Genomic DNA, 17,699 nt, shown 5'->3' on the forward strand with positions numbered 1-17,699 from the left:
AGTTCTCTCGCGTGAGCGACACCGACCGGCAGGCACCCCTGGCCCCGCCGCGGGCCCGGGACGACCTTCCGGGTCCGGCCTGCTGCACCGTCCGAGGCCTTGCCAAGACCTACCGCACCGGCAGCGGCGCCAAGGCCGCCGAGGTCCCCGCGAACGCCGGGATCGATCTGACCGTGCGGCGCGGCGAGATCTTCGGCCTGCTCGGCCCGAACGGCGCCGGCAAATCCACCCTGGTGCGCCAGCTGACCGGCCTGCTCCGCCCGGACGCCGGCAGCATCGACATCCTCGGCCACGACATCGTCCGCCACCCCGAGCGGGCCGCCCGGCTGCTGGCCTACCTCGGCCAGGAGTCCACCGCGCTGGACGAGCTCACCGTCTCCCTCGCCGCCGAGACCACCGGACGGCTGCGCGGCCTCGGCCGCACGCGGGCCCGCGCCGAGGCCGCCGAGGTGCTCGCCGAACTCGGCCTCGAACCGCTGGCCGGCCGTCCGCTCGCCAAGCTCTCCGGCGGCCAGCGCCGCCTCGCCTGCTTCGCCGCCGCCCTGGTCGGCGAACGCCCGCTGCTCGTCCTGGACGAGCCCACCACCGGCATGGACCCGGTCGCCCGGCGCGCCGTCTGGTCCGCCGTGGACCGCCGCCGGGCCGAGCGCGGCACCACCGTGCTGCTGGTCACCCACAACGTGATCGAGGCCGAGACGGTGCTCGACCGGGTCGCCGTCGTCGACGAGGGCCGGGTCATCGCCTGCGACACCCCCGGCGGCCTCAAGGCCCTGGTCGACGGCGACGTCCGGCTCGACCTGGTGTGGCGCACCGACGCCCCGCTCGACGTCCCCGCCGTCGCCGAGCTCGCCGCCCGGGCCGAGCGCACCGGCCGCCGCTGGACCGTCCGCACCACCCCCGAGCAGGCCCGCGAACTGGTCGCCGCGGTCACCGGCGGCGCCGCCTTCGCCGCGCTCGACGACTTCACCCTGGCCACCCCCAGCCTGGAGGACGCCTACCTCAAGCTCGGCGGCCGGCACAAAGGACTCGCCAAGTGACGCTCCTCGACACCCCGGCCCCCGCCGTCGCCACCCCCGCCGAGCTGGCCCCCGCCGCCCGGCTGCTGCCCTCGCTCGCCGCGGTGTACCGCGCCCAGCTCGCCCGGGCCAAGGTCGCCCGCATCCCGCTGCTGTTCGTCGCCACCTTCCAGTCGCTCGGCATCCTGGTGATGATGCGCGGCGTCGTCGACGGCGGCGGCAACCCGGCCGCGCACGCCGTCGTCGCCGGTTCGGCCGTGCTGGTGGTCGCCTTCGTCGCGCTCAACCTGCTCGCCCAGTACTTCGGGAAGCTGCGCGCCACCGGCGGACTCGACCACTACGCGACGCTGCCGGTGCCGCCGGCCGCCGTGGTGCTCGGCGCGGCCGGCGCCTACGCCTCCTTCACCCTGCCCGGCACCCTGGTCACCGCCGCGGCCGGCGCCTGGCTGTTCGACCTGCCGGCCCGCAACCTCTGGGTGCTGCTCGCGGTCGTGCCGCTCGCCGGCGCGGCCCTGTCCGGACTCGGCGCCGCCTGCGGCCTGCTCGCCCGGCGCCAGGAGATCGCCACCCTGCTCGGCCAGCTCGGGATGTCCGCCGCGCTGCTGCTCGGCGTGCTGCCGGCCGGCAACCTGCCGGGGCCGGTGCAGTGGCTGCGCGACCTGCTGCCCTCCACCTACGGCGTGGAGGCGTTCGCCCGGACCTTCGACCCCGCCCCGGACTGGGCCGCCGTCCTCGGCGACCTGGGCGTCTGCGCGGCCGTCGGCCTCTGCTCGCTCTCCGCGGCGACCTGGGCGTACCGGCGGGCCACCCGCTGACCCGCCGGCGCCGACCGGACCGGGGCCGCCCGCCCCGACCGCACCGGCGCCGGTCGTGAAACGATGGCCGGGTGACCGCACCGAACACACCGACGGGCCCGGGCGCCGACCCGTACGCCCCGCACGACCCCTTCGCCCCGCCGCCGTCGGCGCCGGTCGGCCCGGAGCGGCCGAAGCGCGCCCTGCTGCCCGAGGTGCGACTCGGTGCGCTGATCGCGGTCGGCGGCGCGCTGCTCGGTGTGGTGCTCGGCCTGCTCTGGCTGTGGCTGGCGCCCCGGGTCGGCCTGGTCGTCAAGGGCGACCAGCTGCTGTACGCGGACCCGGAGGGCGAGCAGCGGGCCGGCGCCGACAGCGTGTTCGCGCTGCTCGGACTCGGTGCGGGCCTGGCCACCGCGCTGACGGCCTTCCTGTTCACCCGCGGCCGGGGCGGCGGGATCGCCGTCGCGGTGGGCCTCGCCGTCGGCGGCCTGGCCGGCGCGGTGATCGGCTGGCAGCTCGGCACGAGGCTCGGACCCGCCTCCGACCTGGTCGCGCACGCCCGGCAGGTCGGCAACGGCGGCCGGTTCAGCGCCCCGCTGGAGCTCGGTGCGCACGGCGCACTGCTCGTCTGGCCGATGACCGCCATGGTGGTGCTGCTGGTGCTGTCCGCCGCCTTCGGCAAGCGCGAGGAGGACCCGCCGCCGTACTGGGCCTGGCCCCGCCCCGAGGCCGGTCACCCCACGGACGCTCACGTCCACGACGGTCACCCGCACGACGGTCACGTCCATGACGGCCGGCCGCACGACGCCCTGCGCGAGGCCCCGAAGGACGGCCGCGCCGCGGGCGGTCCGGAGCACCCGCGCGGCGACTGACGCCAGGGTCAGCGGCCGATCCGCGCCGTCCGGGCGCCGGTCAGCGAGACCAGGTCGGCGGGGGCCAGTTCGACCTCCAGGCCGCGGCGGCCGGCCGAGACGAAGACCGTCGGGTGGCCGAGCGCACTATCGTCCAGCACGGTGCGCAGCGGCCGCCGCTGCCCGAGCGGCGAGATGCCGCCGAGGACGTAGCCGCTGCTGCGCTCGGCGGCCGCCGGGTCGGCCATGGCCGCCCGCTTGCCGCCCACCGCGGCGGCGAGCGCCTTCAGGTCGAGCTGCCCGGAGACCGGGACGATGCCCACGGTCAGCGCGCCGTCGACGTCGGCGACCAGCGTCTTGAAGACCCGGCCTGCCGGGATGCCGAGCAGCTCGGCGGCCTCGCCGCCGTAGGAGGCCGCGGCCGGGTCGTGGTCGTAGGCGTGCACGGTGTACGCCACGCCCGCGGCCTCCAGTGCGACCGTTGCGGGCGTGCCCTGGCCGCCCTTCTTCGTCTTCTTCGCCATCGGCTGCCTTCTCGGGTGGGGTCCGGTGCGGTCGGGTGCGGGCCGGTGTCAGTTGGGGCTGAAGGCCTGGCGGGTGAGGTCCGCGGCGGGCAGCGACGGCAGCCAGGTCAGCAGGGCGGTCTCCCGGCGCAGCAGCTCCAGCTCGACGGTGAGCCGCTGGGCGGTGTCCGGGCAGGCCAGCAGCTCCTGCTTGACGGGCGCGGGCAGCACGGTGGCCGCCGCGACGAGGTAGGAGAGCGCCTGCGGGTCGAGCGGCAGCTCGATGTCACCGGCCAGAGTGGCCTCCTTGGCGCCCGCGAGGCGCTTGCGGTACTCGTGGAAGGCCCGTTCGACCACCGCGCCGAGCGCGCCGGAGCCCTGGCCGGACGGCTCGTCCAGCGGCCGGGTCTCGGCGACGAGGTAGGGGCCGCTCGCGTCGACGGACTCCACGGTGAACCGGGTGGTGCCGGTGACCAGCAGCTCGTACCGGCCGTCGGCGCGGCTCCGCAGGGAGGTGACGTCGGCGACGCAGCCGACCCGGTACAGCGCCTCCCGCGGGTCGCCGGTGACGGTGCCGAGCCCGTCGAGCGGCCCGGCCGGGCCCTCGTGCTCGCGGACGGGGGCGACCTCGCGGCCGTCCCGGATGGCGACCACGCCGAAGCGGCGCGGCTCCTCCTCGGGCAGTTTCTGCAGATCGGCGACGAGTCGGCGGTAGCGCTCCTCGAAGACGTGCAGGGGCATCACCAGGCCCGGGTAGAGGACCGTGTTGAGCGGGAAGAGCGGCAGCCGTTCTGTCACGGCGCACAGCGTAGTTGCCGCAGGCCCCGGCGACCGCGCCCTTTTGCCGCAGAGCGGGCCTCAGCCGCGCTGCAGCAGCCGGGTCGCGCCGGTGACGGCGGTGGTCGCCAGGATCCAGCCGGTCAGCACCAGGCCCGCGGCCACCCACTGGCCCTGCCGGTCGGGGTTCCAGCCGCCCTGCCCGAGGTCGACCACCGGCAGCAGCCTGCCCAGGGTGTACAGCGCCGCGTCCCAGGTGGGCAGCTCGTCGGCCTTCAGCGGCTGCGGCTGGTGTTCGGTGAAGTACGCCGTGCCGAGCAGCCAGGCCAGCAGCAGCCACAGCGCGGCCCGGCCCGGCCGGTAGCCGTAGCCGACGGTGACGTCCTGCAGCAGCCCCCACAGCCGCGCGTGCACCGGCAGGGCGGCGCGGCGGCGGCGCTGCTTGGCGTACAGCACCTCCCGGGCGTCCTCGTCCCGGCCGTCCCGGCGCAGCGCCGCGGCCAGCTGCTCGTACGGCTCCGGCTGGTACTCGCCGAGCGAGTTCTCCAGCCAGGCGATCCGTTCCGCGACGCCGAACGGCTCCGCGGGCCGCAGCGACTCGTAGGTGAAGCCGGTGAGCCGCACCAGGCCGGCGCCGGGCCAGGACCGCGGGGCGTCGACCAGGTTGCCGACCTGGGCCCGGGAGAGCGACACGGTGCCGTCGGGGGCCTTCTTGCAGGCGAACCGCAGCTCGGGCGTCCGGATCCGGCGCAGCGACAGCTCCTGCCCCTCCGAGAGGTGGAACTCGGCCTCGTGGATCAGGCAGGCCTGCTCGAAGCGGGCGTCGACCAGCCGCACCCCGCCCCAGGCGCGGAACGGGGTGACGGCGGCCCCGGGCTCGTGCGGCGGCCCGTAGCCGTAGGCGTACTCGCTGGGCGAGGTCGTCCAGCGGTTGTCGGCCGAGCCGGTCAGGTACAGCGTGTTGCCGACGGTGGTGCGGGCCAGGTTCAGGCAGTTGCGGCCGGGGTCGCGCATCCGCAGCTGGGCGCCGCGCAGCGAGAGCCGGCCGCCGATCCGGCCGGTGCGGATGCCGAACTCGCCGTGCACCTCGATCCGCTCGGCCTCCAGGTCCTGGTGGACGGTGAGCCCGTCGGCGGAGAGCGCCCGGTGGTGCCGGTCGGCGCCGAGGACGGCCTGGTTGAGCAGCAGGTCGGTGCCGATCCGGGCGTCGGTGAGCCGGATGCCCTGCGGCACCACGCAGCGCGCCAGGTGCACGTCGCCGTCGGCGGAGAGCCGGGAGGCGTCCAGCCGGGGTATCAGGCAGCCGATCAGCCGGATCGTGCCGGCCCGGGCCTCGGAGAGCAGCACCCGGGTGTCGAACCGGCAGCCGTGCAGCTCGATGTAGTGGGTGAGGGACGCGCCGGCCAGGAGCAGCGGGCCGGTGACGTACGCGCCGTTGAGCTTGAGCGCCGCGACCCGCCCGGGTGCGGGGGCGGGGCCGGAGAGCAGCAGCCGGGCCAGTACCTCGGCGCGGACGGTCCGCTCCGCGCCCCAGTCGCCGGAGCCCGCCGGGTCGTCGTCCTCGGCCTTTCCGGCGCGCAGGTCGAGCACCTCGCCGTGCCGGAAGGCGTCCCACAGGCGCTGCTCCGTGTCCGTCCAGCCGTCCGGTGCCCCGTCCGCCATCGTCCCCCCTGGTGATCCCCGGCCGTCTCGGCCTTCGTATCACGGACTGAAATGCGCGGCCGCCGTTTCCGGCCACTCCTTACACTGGGCCCTGTGATCTCTCGAATCGACCTGCGCGGCTCCGTCTCGGACCCGCGCGACCTGCTGCCCCGTGCCGAGTTCGACGTCGAGGCCGCCCTGGAGACGGTGCGGCCGATCTGCGAGGACGTACGCCATCGCGGGGTCGCGGCGCTGATCGAGATCACCGAGCGCTTCGACGGCGTGAAGCTGGAGTCCACCAGGGTGTCCGAGGAGCGGATCACCGCCGCCCTGGAGACCCTCGACCCCAAGGTGCGCGCCGCGCTGGAGGAGTCGATCCGCCGCGCCCGCCTCGTCCACCGCGAGCAGCGCCGCACCGACCACACCACCGAGGTGGTGCCGGGCGGCACGGTCACCGAGCGCTGGGTGCCGGTCGACCGGGTCGGCCTGTACGTGCCGGGCGGCCTCGCGGTCTACCCGTCCTCCGTGGTGATGAACGTGGTGCCCGCGCAGGAGGCCGGCGTGCCCGGCATCGCGGTCTCCTCCCCGCCGCAGAAGGAGTTCGGGGGATCCGTCCACCCGACGATCCTGGCCGCCTGCGCCCTGCTCGGCGTCACCGAGGTCTACGCGGCCGGCGGCGCCCAGGCGGTCGCCATGTTCGCCTACGGCACCGAGGAGTGCCGCCCGGTCAACCTGGTCACCGGCCCCGGCAACATCTACGTCGCCGCCGCCAAGCGCCTGCTCAAGGGCCGGATCGGCATCGACGCCGAGGCCGGGCCGACCGAGATCGCCATCCTCGCCGACGACTCCGCCTCGCCACGGGACGTCGCCGCCGACCTGATCAGCCAGGCCGAGCACGACCCGATGGCCGCCTCCGTGCTGGTCACCGACTCGCCGGCGCTCGCCGCCGCGGTCGAGGCCGAGCTGGAGACCCAGGTCGCGAACACCAAGCACCGCGAGCGGGTCACCACCGCGCTCGCCGGTCGGCAGTCCGGCATCGTGCTGGTCGACGACCTGGAGCAGGGCCTGGAGGTGGTCAACGCCTACGCCGCGGAGCACCTGGAGATCCAGACCCGGGACGCCCGCGCCGTCGCCGCCCGGATCCGCAACGCGGGCGCCGTGTTCATCGGCCCGTACGCGCCGGTCTCGCTCGGCGACTACGCGGCCGGCTCCAACCACGTCCTGCCGACCGGCGGCTGCGCCTGCCACTCCTCGGGCCTGTCCGTGCAGTCCTTCCTGCGCGGCATCCACGTCGTGGACTACTCCCGCGAGGCGCTGGCCGACGTCGCCGCGCACGTGGTCAACCTGGCCGAGGCCGAGGACCTGCCCGGCCACGGCGACGCCATCCGCGCCCGCTTCGACTGGACGGTGCCCAACTCTTGAGGATCGACGACCTCCCCATCCGCGACGAACTGCGCGGACAGTCCCCGTACGGTGCCCCCCAGCTCGACGTGCCCGTCCAGCTGAACACCAACGAGAACCCGTACCCGCTGCCGGAGCCGCTGGTCGCCCGGATCGCCGAGCGGGTCGCCGAGGCCGCCCGCCACCTCAACCGCTACCCCGACCGGGACGCCGTCGAGCTGCGCGAAGGCCTCGCCGCCTACCTCACCCGGACCACCGGCCATGCCGTCACCCGGCAGCAGGTCTGGGCCGCCAACGGCTCCAACGAGGTCCTCCAGCAGCTGCTGCAGACCTTCGGCGGCCCCGGCCGCACCGCGCTCGGCTTCGAGCCCTCGTACTCGATGCACGCGCTGATCTCCCGCGGCACCGGCACCGGCTGGATCTCGGGCCCGCGCAACGAGGACTTCACGATCGACCTCGACGCCGCCCGCGCCGCCATCGCCGAGCACCGGCCGAACGTCGTGTTCGTCTGCTCGCCGAACAACCCGACCGGCACCGCCGTCGCGGCCGACACCGTCCTCGCCCTGTACGAGGCCGCGCAGGCCGCCCGGCCCAGCCTGGTGGTCGTCGACGAGGCGTACGTGGAGTTCTCGCACCGGGACTCGCTGCTGCCGCTGATCGAGGGCCGCCCCAATCTGGTGGTCTCCCGCACCATGTCGAAGGCGTTCGGCGCGGCGGGCCTGCGGCTCGGCTACCTCGCCGCCGACCCGGCCGTGGTCGACGCCGTGCAGCTCGTCCGGCTGCCCTACCACCTGTCGGCGGTCACCCAGGCCACCGCACTGGCCTGCCTGGAGCACACCGACACCCTGCTGGGCTACGTCGCACAGCTCAAGGCCGAACGGGACCGCCTGGTCGACGCCCTGCGCGGGCTCGGCCTGGAGGTCACCGACTCCGACGCCAACTTCGTCCAGTTCGGCCGCTTCGCCGACACCCACGCCGTGTGGCAGGCGATCCTCGACCACGGCGTCCTCGTCCGCGACAACGGCGTCCCCGGGTGGCTGCGGGTGACCGCCGGCACCCCCGCCGAGAACGACGCCTTCCTGGACGCCGTCCGCTTTGTGATCAAGGAGCTGTAACCCCGAATGTCCCGTATCGGCCGCGTCGAACGCACCACCAAGGAGACCTCGGTCCTCGTCGAGATCGACCTCGACGGCACCGGGAAGACCGAGATCTCGACGGGCGTCGGGTTCTACGACCACATGCTCGACCAGCTCGGCCGCCACGGCCTCTTCGACCTCACGGTCAAGACCGACGGCGACCTGCACATCGACACCCACCACACCATCGAGGACACCGCCCTCGCGCTCGGCGCCGCCTTCAAGCAGGCGCTCGGCGACAAGGTGGGCATCTACCGCTTCGGCAACTGCACCGTCCCGCTCGACGAGTCGCTCGCCCAGGTCACCGTCGACCTCTCCGGCCGCCCCTACCTGGTGCACACCGAGCCGGAGACCATGGCGCCGATGATCGGCACCTACGACACCACCATGACCCGGCACATCCTGGAGTCCTTCGTCGCGCAGGCGCAGATAGCGCTGCACGTCCACGTGCCGTACGGCCGCAACGCCCACCACATCGTCGAGTGCCAGTTCAAGGCGCTCGCCCGCGCGCTGCGCTACGCCTCCGAGCGCGACCCGCGCGCGGCCGGCATCCTCCCCTCGACCAAGGGCGCACTGTGAGCAAGTCCGCGATCGCACTGATCTTCGTCGGCCTCTTCCTGACCGGTGGCGTGATCTCGTTCTGGAAGCAGAAGCTGCCCAAGGGCGTCGTCGCGGTGCTCGCGATCGGCGCCGTCCTGTGCCTGGCCGCCGGCGCCATGCGTCTGTAGCCGGCCTCGAGAGACTGGATCCCCACCCCCATGGCCAAGAACGTCGTCGTCCTCGACTACGGCTCCGGCAACCTCCGTTCCGCCCAGCGCGCCGTCGAACGCGCGGGTGCGAACGTCACCGTCACCTCGAACTTCCAGGCCGCCCTGGACGCGGACGGCCTGCTCGTCCCCGGCGTCGGCGCCTTCGAGGCCTGCATGCGCGGGCTCAAGGCCGTCCGCGGCGAGCAGATCATCGGCCGCCGCCTGGCCGGCGGCCGCCCCGTCCTCGGCATCTGCGTCGGCATGCAGATCCTCTTCGCCCGCGGCGTCGAGCACGGCGTCGAGACCGAGGGCTGCGACGAGTGGCCCGGCACCGTCGAGCCGCTGGACGCCCCGATCGTCCCGCACATGGGCTGGAACACCGTCGACGCCCCCGAGGACAGCCGGATGTTCGCCGGCCTGGACGCCGACACCCGGTTCTACTTCGTCCACTCCTACGGCGTCCGCCGGTGGGAGCTGGAGGTCCACAGCGCCCGGCTGCACGCCCCGCTGGTCACCTGGGCCACCCACGGCCACCCGTTCGTCGCCGCCGTGGAGAACGGCCCGCTCTGGGCCACCCAGTTCCACCCCGAGAAGTCCGGCGACGCCGGCGCCGCCCTGCTGACCAACTGGGTCACCACCCTCTGAAGCCGAAGGTCGAACACATGAGCCGCCTCGAACTGCTCCCTGCCGTCGACGTCCGCGACGGCCAGGCCGTCCGCCTGGTCAAGGGCGCCTCCGGCACCGAGACCTCCTTCGGCGAGCCTCTCGCCGCCGCCCTGGCCTGGCAGAACGCCGGCGCCGAGTGGCTGCACCTGGTCGACCTCGACGCCGCCTTCGGCACCGGCAGCAACCGCGCCCTGCTCGCCGAGGTCACCGGCCGCCTCGACATCAAGGTCGAGCTGTCCGGCGGCATCCGCGACGACGAGTCGCTCGCCGCCGCCCTCGCCACCGGCTGTACCCGGGTCAACCTCGGCACCGCCGCCCTGGAGGCCCCCGAGTGGGTCGCCAAGGTCATCGCCGAGCACGGCGACAAGATCGCCGTCGGCCTGGACGTCGTCGGCACCACCCTGCGCGGCCGCGGCTGGACCCGCGACGGCGGCGACCTCTACGAGGTGCTCGCCCGCCTCGACTCCGAGGGCTGCGCCCGCTACGTCGTCACCGACGTCAACCGGGACGGCACCCTCACCGGCCCCAACCTGGAGCTGCTGCGCAACGTCTGCGCCGCCACCGACAAGCCCGTGGTCGCCTCCGGCGGCGTCTCCTCGCTGGACGACCTGCGCGCGATCGCCACCCTGACCGGCGAGGGTGTCGAGGGCGCGATTGTGGGCAAGGCCCTCTACGAGCAGAAGTTCACCCTCGAAGAGGCCCTGGAGGCGGTGTCCCGATGACCGAGGGTTCACCGGCGGGCGGCTCCGCCGCCGGGCCGGCCGCGAAACGCTCGCTGCGGGTGTCCGGATTCTCCCCCTGGGAGGACCAGTTCGGCTACTCCCGGGCCGTCGCGGTCGGGGACACCGTCCTCGTCGCCGGCACCACCGCCTTCGAGGGCGGCATGGTCCAGCACGAGGGCGACCCGTACACCCAGACCCTCGCCGCGTTCGAGGTCGCCTTCAAGGCCCTCGCGGAGTTCGGACTCTCCGCGGACGACGTCGTCCGCACGAGGATGTTCATCACCCACGTCCGGGACTGCGACGAGGTCGGGCGGGCGCACAAGAAGCTCTTCGACGCGATCCGCCCGGTGGCGACCATGGTCGTGGTCCAGGGCCTGATCGACTCCCGGATGATGGTCGAGGTCGAGATCGAGGCCCACCGTCCCGGACTGGCAACCTCCTTGGAAGGCAAGCAGTGAGCCTCGCAGTACGTGTCATCCCCTGCCTGGACGTCGACGCCGGGCGGGTCGTCAAGGGCGTCAACTTCCAGAACCTGCGCGACGCCGGCGACCCGGTGGAGCTGGCCAAGGCCTACGACGCCCAGGGTGCCGACGAGTTGACCTTCCTGGACATCACCGCCTCGTCCGGCGACCGGGAGACCACCTACGACGTGGTGCGACGCACCGCCGAGCAGGTCTTCATCCCGCTGACCGTCGGAGGCGGAGTCCGCACCGCCGACGACGTCGACAAGCTGCTGCGGGCCGGCGCCGACAAGGTCGGCGTCAACACCGCCGCGATCGCCCGCCCCGAGCTGATCCGCGAGATCGCCGAGCGCTTCGGCCGCCAGGTGCTCGTCCTCTCGGTGGACGCCCGCCGCACCCCCGCAGGCACCGTGACGCCCTCCGGCTTCGAGGTCACCACCCACGGCGGCCGCCGCGGCACCGGCCTGGACGCCGTCGAATGGGCCTTCCGCGCCGCCGAGTTGGGCGCCGGCGAGATCCTGCTCAACTCGATGGACGCCGACGGCACCAAGGACGGCTACGACCTGGAGATGATCCGCGCCGTCCGCAAGCACGTCGCCGTCCCCGTGATCGCCTCCGGCGGCGCCGGCAAGCTCGCCGACTTCGCGCCGGCCGTCGACGCCGGTGCCGACGCGGTGCTCGCCGCGTCCGTCTTCCACTTCGGCGACCTGACCATCGGTCAGGTCAAGGACGCCCTGCGGCAGACCGGCCACCCCGTCCGCTGAACCCCTCCTCCGAGCCGCTCCTCCGGCCCGGGCCCGCCGGTCGTCGACGCGCCCGGGCCGGAGGACGCCGGCCCGCCGTCACGGCATCTCGGTCACGTCATGTCGCTCTTGATGATCGCGAAGACCGCGCCGTGCGGGTCCGTCGCCCAGCCCAGCCGGCCGACGCCCGGCACGTCCATGCCCGGCATCACGACCTGCCCGCCCGCGTGCTCGGCCCGGGCCAGCACCGCGTCCACCTCGGTGACCTCGAAGTAGGGCACCCAGCGCACCGGCTCGTCCGGGCTCTGCAACGGCGCGACACCGCCGAACGACGTCTCCCGCTCGCTGCCGCCCTCCGCCGTGGAGTACACCGTGTACGCCATCCCCGGCATCTCCACCGTCTCCGTGCGCCAGCCGAACAGCGCCTGGTAGAACGCCGTCGCCGCGGCCGGGTCCGCGGTGTGCAGCTCCGCCCAGCAGAAGGTGTTGGCGTCGGTCACGGCGTCCAGGCCCTGCGTCTCGCCCGCCTGCCAGATCGCGAACTGCACACCCGCCGGGTCGGACAGCTGCGCCATCCGGCCGTTGGACATCACGTCGAACGGCTCGGCGCGGACGGTGCCGCCGTGCTGCTCGGCCGCCTTCGCGGTGGCATCCGCGTCCGGCGTGCGGAAGTACAGCGTCCACGCCGGGGACGAGCCCTCCTCCGTCAGCGGGCCGACGGCCGCGACCGTCCTGCCCTCCTGCTGGAAGAAGCCGTAGTTGCCGGCCTCCTCGCCCAGCGACTGGAACGTCCAGCCGAAGACCGTGCCGTAGAACCCGGCGGTCGCGGGGATGTCCGGGCTCCCGAGGTCGAGCCAGCAGGGAGAGCCCGTCCGGAACTCCGTGGTGAGCATCGTGGTGCGCCCCTTCGAGGGTCGTGGCCGGGCCGCTCCGCGGGCGCGGAGGCGCTACGCCCTGGCCACCAGCCAGTGTGACCGGCGCCACTGACAATCGCGCGGCGCTCGCCGGACCGGCCGCGTCACCGCAGCTCAGCGCGGTCCTGGCAGCGGAAGCACGCGCCGCAGTGCGGCCACCGCGGTCTCCGCCCCCCGCACCGACAGCGAGGTCCGCGCCCCGCGCCCGAACGCGAAGAGCACCAGCTCGCCCGGCTCGCCGGTGAGGTGCACCGTCGGCCCCGTCCGGTGCGCGACCGTGCAGCTCCGCCCGTCCGGCCGCTCCAGCACCAGCCGCACCGGGGTCTTCCGGCCCGCCTCGAAGCGGGCCAGCATCGGCAGCCGCTGCCAGAGCGCGTCCGCCAGCGGCGCCGCGACCTCCTCCTGCCGCCACCCCTCGCCGGCCCGCCGGACGTCCTCCGCGTGCACGAAGTACTCGACCAGGTTGGCCGCCTCGTCCGCCCCCGGCAGCGCGAACGGCGACAGCGCCGGCGGACCCGACCGGAACAGCCCGACCAGCTCCTCGTACGGGCGCCGGGCGTAGCCGCGCTGCACCTTCTCCGTCCACCCGGCCAGCGGGCCGATCCTGATCCCCGCCGCCGCGTCCGGCCGCCGCTCCCGCAGCACCAGGTGCGCCGCCAGGTCCGCGGTCGTCCACCCCGCACAGAGCGTCGGCGCCTGCGGCCCGGCCGCCGCCAGCAGGTCCGCCAGCCGCTCCCGCTCCCCCCGCGCATACTTCGTCATGCCCACCACCCTAGGGGTGCGCCCCGGCGCGCCTTGCCGGCGGGGCGGAGCGGGAGGATCGTAAGAATCCGGGGGCGCGGCGGTCGGCGGACGATCATGGCCAGGGGGCGGAGCCACCCGGAGGTGCATCATGACGTTCGTCCAGCTCATCGAGTGCAGGACCGACAAGGTCGACGACCTGAACCGGCTGATGGACAGCTGGATCGAGCAGACCCGCGGCCGCCGCACGGCCACCCACTCGATGGTCGGCGCCGACCGCTCGGACGCCCGGCACGTCGTCGAGATCGTCGAGTTCCCGTCCTACGAGGAGGCGATGCGGAACTCGAAACTCCCCGAGACCGACCGGATCTTCCACGAGATGGTCGCGCTCTGCGACGAGCCGCCCACCTTCACCGACCTCGACATCGTCCGCGACGACCAGCTCAACAAGGCCGCCGTGCGGCAGCTGATGCAGCGAATGTCCGCCGGCGACCTCAGTGTCCTCGACGAACTCCTCACCGAGGACTACCGCGAGCACGACATCGCCGACGAGGCGGACCTCGTGGGGCGCGAGGCCATCAAGGCGAAGTGCGCCGGCTACCTCGAGGCCTTCGACATGAACTTCACCATCGACAGCCAGATGGCCGACGGCGACCGCGTCGCCACCATGTGGAGCTTCAGCGGCATGCACAAGGGCGACTTCATGGGCCTGCCCGCGACCCACAAGCGGGTCGAGATGACCGGCATGACCGTCTTCCGCTTCCGGGACGGGATGGCCTGCGAGGGCTGGTGGAACTGGGACAACATGTCGATGATGCGCCAGCTCGGCCTCGTCCGGATGTGAACGGGCAGCCCGTCGGCAGCACCCCGTCCGGTTCGTGCTGCCCCGGGCCGTGCCTCAGCGCAGACGGCCCGTCAGTTTGGGGCCGTGCTGGCGGTTGCTGACGGTCATGGTGCAGGTCGCGTCCCGCATGCCCTGCTTGTAGTACTGCAGGTAGGGCCCCAGCGGGAAGCCGTAGTACGGCCCGCCGCCGCCCTGCCGCTGCTGCCACTCGGCGAGCGGCGCCGCGCACAGCTCCCGCATCGCCCGCCCGATCTGCACGTCGCTGGTGAGCCCCTCGGGGAGCAGGACGTCGGCGATCGCCTCGCCGTCGTGCTGCTGCTCGCAGGGCCGCGCCTCGGCGCGGGTGATCACCTCGCTGAGCTGCGGATGGTCGAGGCACGTCCCGGGGGTGAACCACGGGTACGGCAGGTTCTTCGTGGGGCTCGGCGACGGGCTGGGCGGGGCGCTGCTCGGGGCGGGCGGGGGAGGGGCCGCCCGGTGGCCGCCGTCCGGCCACAGCACCACGGCGAGCACGACCGCCACCACCACGGCGGCGGCCACCACCACGGCCGCCCGCCTGCGCCCCTGCTCCACCCCGACCCCCTCGGCTCACCGCCCATTCTGGCCCGCCGCGGGGCCGGCCGTCAGCGGATCACCGCTACTCGCCGCCGCCTTCCTCCAGCGCCGCGAGGTGCCGCTCCACGCTCTCGACCTTGGCGGTCAGACCGCCGCTCACCCCGGCCCGGTCGTCGATCTTGATCACGGTGCTGACCCGGTTGCTGTAGGCCTTCACCGCCTCGATCGCCGCCCGCACCACCGGCATCACCTCGTCCCAGTCGCCCTCGATGCTGGTGAACATGGCATCCGTCCGGTTGGGCAGCCCGCTGTCGCGGACCACCTTCACGGCCGCGGCCACCGCTTCACCGACGTCCTCGCCCACGCCCAGCGGCGTGACGGAGAAGGCCACGATCATCCCGTCCTCGTTCCCGGCTCCCGATGAGCCCGTCTGCTGCTTGCTGCGGCATCGGTCGCCGCCGGCCCGCCAGCGGTGGGTACGCTGGGGGCGGCACGACCCGTTCAAGGGGTCAACTTCTCATGCGAGTCGGAATCATCGGGCACGAAAGCCTCTCGGACCTGACCGAGATGCTCGTCCGGGGCGCACTCTGGCAACTCGTCACCGCGCACGGCGCCTACGACCTGGTCGGCATCGGCCGGCTGAGGCCCGGGCCGGACACCTGGTTCGCGCAGTCCGTCCTCGACCACGGCGGACGGATCGAGGTGGTGCTGTCCGCAGTGGAGGCGCGGGCCGGCGCCTTCACGGGGGAGGGCTGCCGCGACACCCGCCGCCGACTGCTGAACTCGGCGAACGCCGTGCACCGGCTGGCCGCGGCCGAGGCCGGCGGACCCGGCGAGGACACCGGCCCGGCGCTGGTCGGCATGGTGGACGAGCTGATCGCGGTCTGGGACGGCCGCCCCGGCAGCGAACCGGCCCGGGTGGTGGCACAGGCGCAGCGGGCGGGCCTGGACGTCCGGGTGGTCTGGCCGGAGGGCTGCGAGAGCCCGGACCGCGGCTGACCGCCCGCTCCCCCCGAGCCGCGCTCCCCGAACCGGCTGCGGGCCGACCACTCCCCGAACACTGATCACCGCGCCGGACGGGAGCTGCGAGAATGGTCCGCATGTCCACCACTCCCGCAGCCCCCGGCAGCACCGCCCTGGACGCGGCCGTCGCCGCCCGCCTCAAGCGCACCGCCGACGGCCTGCTCCCCGCCATCGCGCAGCAGTACGACACCGGCGAGGTGCTGATGCTGGGTTGGATGGACGACGAGGCGCTGCACCGCACCCTGACCACCGGCCGCTGCACCTACTGGAGCCGCAGCCGCAGCGAGTACTGGGTGAAGGGCGACACCTCCGGCCACGTCCAGCGGGTCGTCTCCGTCGCACTCGACTGCGACGGCGACACCCTGCTGGTGAAGGTCGACCAGACCGGCGCCGCCTGCCACACCGGTGACCGCACCTGCTTCGACGCCGACGTGCTGCCCGTCGCTCGCTAGCCTTTTCCCCGGCTCCACGCGCGCACCGAGCACCCGCACCAAGCAGCCGCGCCGAGCACCCGCACGACCTGCCAGCAGCCCGCCCGCCCCTCCTCCTCCGAACGGTGCCCGCTCCCATGGATCTCGAGGCCTTCCGCAAGCTCGCCGCCGACACCCGGGTCATCCCCGTCACCCGCAGGCTCCTCGCGGACGGCCTCACCCCGATCGGCCTGTACCGCAGCCTCGCCGGCGAGCGCCCCGGCACCTTCCTGCTGGAGTCGGCCGAGCACGGCCAGAGCTGGTCCCGGTACTCCTTCGTCGGCGTCCGCAGCGCCGCCACCCTCACCGCCGACCCGGACGGCGCCGCCCGCTGGCACGGCACCCCGCCGGTCGGCATCCCCGCCACCGGCGACCCGCTGGAGGTGCTGCGCACCGCCCTCGCCACCCTGCACACCCCGCGGCACACCGACGACGGCCTGCCGCCGCTCACCGGCGGCATGGTCGGCTACCTCGGCTACGACGTCGTCCGCCGGCTGGAGAAGCTGCCGAACCTCACCCCGGACGACCTGCGGCTGCCCGAGCTCACCCTGCTGCTCGCCACCGACCTCGCCGTCCTCGACCACGTCGACGGCACGGTGCTGCTGATCGCGAACGCGGTCAACCACAACGACCTGGCGAGCGGCGTCGACGAGGCGTACGCCGACGCGGTGGCCCGCCTCGACGCGATGGAGGCCGACCTGCTCAAGCCGGTCGACCCGGGCCTGGCCACCTTCACCCCGACCTCCGCCGAGGCGCACTCGCCGTTCGGCGGCGCGCCCTACCGGGCGGCCGTCGAGACGATCAAGGAGCGGATCCGGGCCGGCGAGGCCTTCCAGGTCGTGCCCTCCCAGCGCTTCGAGGCGCCCTGCCCGGCCTCCGCGCTCGACGTGTACCGGGTGCTGCGCACCACCAACCCCAGCCCGTACATGTACCTCTTCCGCTTCCCCGGGCCGGACGGCACCGCGGAGGGCGGCTTCGACGTGGTCGGCTCCAGCCCGGAGGCACTGGTCAAGGTCAGCGAGGGCGAGGCGATGCTGCACCCGATCGCCGGCACCCGGCACCGCGGCGCCACCCCGCACGAGGACGCCGAGCTCGCCGCCGAGCTGCTCGCCGACCCCAAGGAGCGCGCCGAGCACCTGATGCTGGTCGACCTCGGCCGCAACGACCTCGGCCGGGTCTGCGAGCCGGGCAGCGTCGAGGTCGTCGACTTCATGTCGGTCGAGCGCTACAGCCACGTCATGCACATCGTCTCCACCGTCACCGGCCGGGTCGCCGAGGGACGGACGGCCTTCGACGTGCTCACCGCCTGCTTCCCGGCGGGCACCCTCTCCGGCGCCCCCAAGCCGCGCGCCATGCAGATCATCGAGGAGCTGGAGCCCACCCGCCGCGGCCTGTACGGCGGCTGCGTCGGCTACCTGGACTTCGCCGGCGACTCGGACACCGCGATCGCGATCCGCACCGCCGTGCTCCGCGACGGCACCGCCTACGTGCAGGCCGGCGCCGGGGTGGTCGCGGACTCCGACCCGCACGCCGAGGACACCGAGTGCCGCAACAAGGCCGCCGCCGTGCTGCGCGCCGTGGCCACGGCCAACACCCTGCGCCCGCCGGTATCGTGAGGTGGTCGATCCCGCGGAGGGAGGCCGCCGCCATGACCGCCACCGCCATGACCGCGCCCGCCGCGCCGCCCACGCC

At 74.1% G+C, this 17,699-nt stretch carries 22 protein-coding genes; 15 read left to right on the forward strand and 7 right to left on the reverse strand.

Translation table 11 applies throughout. The annotated features are described in order from the left end of the window. The first annotated feature begins 38 nt into the window (after positions 1-38). The 3 genes from KSNIM_RS27765 (at position 39) to KSNIM_RS27775 (ending at position 2,682) form a co-directional block, all read left to right on the forward strand. Positions 39-1,037, forward strand: coding sequence for an ABC transporter ATP-binding protein (locus KSNIM_RS27765; protein ID WP_263108134.1), 999 nt, complete (start codon positions 39-41; stop codon positions 1,035-1,037). Further along, complete coding sequence (locus KSNIM_RS27770) at positions 1,034-1,831, forward strand: ABC transporter permease (protein WP_263105854.1); 798 nt, start codon at positions 1,034-1,036, stop codon at positions 1,829-1,831. Before KSNIM_RS27765 ends, KSNIM_RS27770 begins: the two co-directional genes overlap by 4 nt. A gap of 71 nt (positions 1,832-1,902) precedes the next feature. After that, on the forward strand, positions 1,903-2,682 hold the full coding sequence (locus tag KSNIM_RS27775; RefSeq protein ID WP_263105855.1) for a hypothetical protein: 780 nt from the start codon (positions 1,903-1,905) through the stop codon (positions 2,680-2,682). An 8-nt stretch (positions 2,683-2,690) separates the two neighbouring features. On the opposite strand, the gene ybaK is transcribed toward KSNIM_RS27775, so the two are convergent. The 3 genes from ybaK to KSNIM_RS27790 are packed head-to-tail and all read right to left on the reverse strand — an operon-like array spanning position 2,691 to position 5,603. Further along, a complete protein-coding gene (ybaK, locus tag KSNIM_RS27780) occupies positions 2,691-3,185 on the reverse strand; it encodes a Cys-tRNA(Pro) deacylase (RefSeq protein ID WP_263105856.1) in 495 nt (164 codons plus the stop codon). Positions 3,186-3,233: 48 nt separating this feature from the next. Continuing rightward, the gene (locus tag KSNIM_RS27785) at positions 3,234-3,962 is read right to left on the reverse strand and encodes an LON peptidase substrate-binding domain-containing protein (protein ID WP_263105857.1); all 729 of its coding nucleotides are present in this window, start codon (positions 3,960-3,962) and stop codon (positions 3,234-3,236) included. Positions 3,963-4,022: 60 nt separating this feature from the next. Next, a complete protein-coding gene (locus KSNIM_RS27790; protein ID WP_263105858.1) occupies positions 4,023-5,603 on the reverse strand; it encodes an oxidoreductase in 1,581 nt (526 codons plus the stop codon). A gap of 93 nt (positions 5,604-5,696) precedes the next feature. Between KSNIM_RS27790 and hisD the strand changes: the two genes are divergently transcribed. The 8 genes from hisD to hisF are packed head-to-tail and all read left to right on the forward strand — an operon-like array spanning position 5,697 to position 11,481. Next, complete coding sequence (gene hisD / locus KSNIM_RS27795; protein ID WP_263105859.1) at positions 5,697-7,004, forward strand: histidinol dehydrogenase; 1,308 nt, start codon at positions 5,697-5,699, stop codon at positions 7,002-7,004. Next, a complete protein-coding gene (locus KSNIM_RS27800) occupies positions 7,001-8,098 on the forward strand; it encodes a histidinol-phosphate transaminase (protein ID WP_263105860.1) in 1,098 nt (365 codons plus the stop codon). The genes hisD and KSNIM_RS27800 overlap by 4 nt, the downstream gene beginning before the upstream one ends. A 6-nt stretch (positions 8,099-8,104) precedes the next feature. Beyond that, the gene (hisB, locus tag KSNIM_RS27805; protein WP_030262644.1) at positions 8,105-8,698 is read left to right on the forward strand and encodes an imidazoleglycerol-phosphate dehydratase HisB; all 594 of its coding nucleotides are present in this window, start codon (positions 8,105-8,107) and stop codon (positions 8,696-8,698) included. After that, on the forward strand, positions 8,695-8,847 hold the full coding sequence (locus tag KSNIM_RS27810; RefSeq protein WP_030262641.1) for a hypothetical protein: 153 nt from the start codon (positions 8,695-8,697) through the stop codon (positions 8,845-8,847). The genes hisB and KSNIM_RS27810 overlap by 4 nt, the downstream gene beginning before the upstream one ends. A 30-nt stretch (positions 8,848-8,877) precedes the next feature. Beyond that, complete coding sequence (gene hisH / locus KSNIM_RS27815; RefSeq protein ID WP_263105861.1) at positions 8,878-9,513, forward strand: imidazole glycerol phosphate synthase subunit HisH; 636 nt, start codon at positions 8,878-8,880, stop codon at positions 9,511-9,513. A 17-nt stretch (positions 9,514-9,530) separates the two neighbouring features. Next, a complete protein-coding gene (gene priA / locus KSNIM_RS27820; RefSeq protein ID WP_263105862.1) occupies positions 9,531-10,256 on the forward strand; it encodes a bifunctional 1-(5-phosphoribosyl)-5-((5-phosphoribosylamino)methylideneamino)imidazole-4-carboxamide isomerase/phosphoribosylanthranilate isomerase PriA in 726 nt (241 codons plus the stop codon). Then, positions 10,253-10,714 carry a RidA family protein gene (locus KSNIM_RS27825; RefSeq protein ID WP_263105863.1) on the forward strand — a complete coding sequence of 154 codons (462 nt, stop codon included), beginning with the start codon at positions 10,253-10,255 and terminating at the stop codon, positions 10,712-10,714. The genes priA and KSNIM_RS27825 overlap by 4 nt, the downstream gene beginning before the upstream one ends. Next, complete coding sequence (gene hisF, locus KSNIM_RS27830) at positions 10,711-11,481, forward strand: imidazole glycerol phosphate synthase subunit HisF (protein WP_263105864.1); 771 nt, start codon at positions 10,711-10,713, stop codon at positions 11,479-11,481. The genes KSNIM_RS27825 and hisF overlap by 4 nt, the downstream gene beginning before the upstream one ends. Before the next feature lie 92 nt (positions 11,482-11,573). Here the strand turns inward: hisF and KSNIM_RS27835 are convergent, their stop codons facing one another. Further along, positions 11,574-12,353 carry a VOC family protein gene (locus KSNIM_RS27835; RefSeq protein WP_263105865.1) on the reverse strand — a complete coding sequence of 260 codons (780 nt, stop codon included), beginning with the start codon at positions 12,351-12,353 and terminating at the stop codon, positions 11,574-11,576. A 135-nt stretch (positions 12,354-12,488) separates the two neighbouring features. Beyond that, positions 12,489-13,136: a TIGR03085 family metal-binding protein gene (locus tag KSNIM_RS27840; protein ID WP_263105866.1), complete on the reverse strand. Its 648-nt coding sequence runs from the start codon at positions 13,134-13,136 to the stop codon at positions 12,489-12,491. Positions 13,137-13,266: 130 nt separating this feature from the next. Between KSNIM_RS27840 and KSNIM_RS27845 the strand changes: the two genes are divergently transcribed. Continuing rightward, positions 13,267-13,959 (forward strand): ester cyclase, encoded by a 693-nt coding sequence (locus KSNIM_RS27845; RefSeq protein ID WP_263105867.1) that lies wholly within the window; start codon positions 13,267-13,269, stop codon positions 13,957-13,959. 54 nt (positions 13,960-14,013) lie between these two features. Here the strand turns inward: KSNIM_RS27845 and KSNIM_RS27850 are convergent, their stop codons facing one another. After that, positions 14,014-14,532: a hypothetical protein gene (locus tag KSNIM_RS27850; RefSeq protein ID WP_263105868.1), complete on the reverse strand. Its 519-nt coding sequence runs from the start codon at positions 14,530-14,532 to the stop codon at positions 14,014-14,016. 64 nt (positions 14,533-14,596) lie between these two features. Continuing rightward, on the reverse strand, positions 14,597-14,911 hold the full coding sequence (locus tag KSNIM_RS27855; protein WP_263105869.1) for an MTH1187 family thiamine-binding protein: 315 nt from the start codon (positions 14,909-14,911) through the stop codon (positions 14,597-14,599). A gap of 122 nt (positions 14,912-15,033) precedes the next feature. Between KSNIM_RS27855 and KSNIM_RS27860 the strand changes: the two genes are divergently transcribed. From KSNIM_RS27860 to KSNIM_RS27870, 3 genes are all read left to right on the forward strand, one after another. Further along, complete coding sequence (locus KSNIM_RS27860) at positions 15,034-15,513, forward strand: hypothetical protein (protein ID WP_263105870.1); 480 nt, start codon at positions 15,034-15,036, stop codon at positions 15,511-15,513. A 101-nt stretch (positions 15,514-15,614) separates the two neighbouring features. Next, complete coding sequence (gene hisI, locus KSNIM_RS27865; protein ID WP_263105871.1) at positions 15,615-15,989, forward strand: phosphoribosyl-AMP cyclohydrolase; 375 nt, start codon at positions 15,615-15,617, stop codon at positions 15,987-15,989. A gap of 116 nt (positions 15,990-16,105) precedes the next feature. Beyond that, on the forward strand, positions 16,106-17,623 hold the full coding sequence (locus KSNIM_RS27870; RefSeq protein ID WP_263105872.1) for an anthranilate synthase component I: 1,518 nt from the start codon (positions 16,106-16,108) through the stop codon (positions 17,621-17,623). Positions 17,624-17,699: the final 76 nt, after the last annotated feature.

Origin of the sequence: Kitasatospora sp. DSM 101779 (assembly GCF_025655475.1) — a bacterium.
Classification (GTDB): domain Bacteria; phylum Actinomycetota; class Actinomycetes; order Streptomycetales; family Streptomycetaceae; genus Kitasatospora.

Bases quoted from the DNA above. Each gene is read 5' to 3' on its own strand.
- hisH (WP_263105861.1), top strand. From the start codon at position 8,878: ATGGCCAAGAACGTCGTCGTCCTCGACTACGGCTCCGGCAACCTCCGT.
- KSNIM_RS27840 (WP_263105866.1), bottom strand. From the start codon at position 13,136: ATGACGAAGTATGCGCGGGGGGAGCGGGAGCGGCTGGCGGACCTGCTG.
- hisB (WP_030262644.1), top strand. From the start codon at position 8,105: ATGTCCCGTATCGGCCGCGTCGAACGCACCACCAAGGAGACCTCGGTC.
- hisI (WP_263105871.1), top strand. From the start codon at position 15,615: ATGTCCACCACTCCCGCAGCCCCCGGCAGCACCGCCCTGGACGCGGCC.
- KSNIM_RS27825 (WP_263105863.1), top strand. From the start codon at position 10,253: ATGACCGAGGGTTCACCGGCGGGCGGCTCCGCCGCCGGGCCGGCCGCG.
- priA (WP_263105862.1), top strand. From the start codon at position 9,531: ATGAGCCGCCTCGAACTGCTCCCTGCCGTCGACGTCCGCGACGGCCAG.
- KSNIM_RS27845 (WP_263105867.1), top strand. From the start codon at position 13,267: ATGACGTTCGTCCAGCTCATCGAGTGCAGGACCGACAAGGTCGACGAC.
- KSNIM_RS27860 (WP_263105870.1), top strand. From the start codon at position 15,034: ATGCGAGTCGGAATCATCGGGCACGAAAGCCTCTCGGACCTGACCGAG.
- KSNIM_RS27835 (WP_263105865.1), bottom strand. From the start codon at position 12,353: ATGCTCACCACGGAGTTCCGGACGGGCTCTCCCTGCTGGCTCGACCTC.
- KSNIM_RS27790 (WP_263105858.1), bottom strand. From the start codon at position 5,603: ATGGCGGACGGGGCACCGGACGGCTGGACGGACACGGAGCAGCGCCTG.
- KSNIM_RS27855 (WP_263105869.1), bottom strand. From the start codon at position 14,911: ATGATCGTGGCCTTCTCCGTCACGCCGCTGGGCGTGGGCGAGGACGTC.
- ybaK (WP_263105856.1), bottom strand. From the start codon at position 3,185: ATGGCGAAGAAGACGAAGAAGGGCGGCCAGGGCACGCCCGCAACGGTC.
- KSNIM_RS27870 (WP_263105872.1), top strand. From the start codon at position 16,106: ATGGATCTCGAGGCCTTCCGCAAGCTCGCCGCCGACACCCGGGTCATC.